Source organism: Bartonella sp. AA81SXKL (assembly GCF_042196945.1).
Taxonomy (GTDB): domain Bacteria; phylum Pseudomonadota; class Alphaproteobacteria; order Rhizobiales; family Rhizobiaceae; genus Bartonella.
Map to the genome: position 1 here is coordinate 1 of NZ_JBHIRH010000131.1, position 961 is coordinate 961.

Consider the following 961-nt stretch of genomic DNA (forward strand, 5'->3'; position numbering starts at 1 on the left):
TCTGTCACAGATTGCAACCGTGCATGCTGAATATCAAGGGCATTGGTGCTTTGAAAGTCTAAACCGCCATAAGTCAATTCGCTCCCCGAAACATCAATATGATCCCCCTTTAAATACAGCGTTTGAGGCGTGTAAATATGAGAACAATTCTTGCTTAAATCGAGAGTGTTTGCTGTCAACCTCACATCCCCCATGGCAGACAGCACATTCTCAACACTAATCCCTCCAGATCCCGATGTCAGTGTTGTGCTGCCATAGCCAATAACCTGATCATAATAAATGTCGTTGCCAGCAAAAAGGGCAATATTTTCACCACTGATAATATGTCCAACCTTTATCCCCCTTTGTGCCCTAATCGAAAGCGAGCCCTTCTCATGCAAAATAAGTTTGCCAAAAACACTCGATTGGACAAAATCTCCCCCTGTCATCAGTGTGCCAGCCTCAAGGTTCCTGACCTTTAAAACAGCATCTCCACCCGTCATCAGAGAAGAAAAATCAACCGCTCCACCATCAATATCTACCCTGCCATAAGCAATCAGTTGTCCAAAATGAACTCCAGCATCCGGTTGGGTATGAATAGCAACATTATCATGAGATTGAAGAAATTGAGAAACCGAAATCCCCTGAGGAGAAACCAGAGTGATCTCTCCCGCTCCATAAATGCTTTCCGCAGCTATCACACCTCCCACACTTTGGAGATCAACACCCCCATGGCTGCCCAAAACAAGCTTCCCAGCAGCCCCCGTTGCTGCCATATCAACCCCACCGGCTAAAAGATGCGCCCTGATATCACCACCGGCATGTGCTTTTAAATTGCCCCCAGACAAAATAGTGCCACCAATGGTCAGATCACCGCCCGTTGCAAACGCTATATCAGCACCTGCCCCTAGCCCAGAGACTTTGATGGCTTCGCGTGAAAACAGCTGCATGTTGCCTACAGATGTCGTTTGCCCGGCCATGC

General features: G+C 47.5%; 1 pseudogene. It reads right to left on the reverse strand.

The features are described from left to right. Nucleotides 1-961: pseudogene (locus ACFINZ_RS10065) on the reverse strand (filamentous hemagglutinin); the annotation flags it as partial.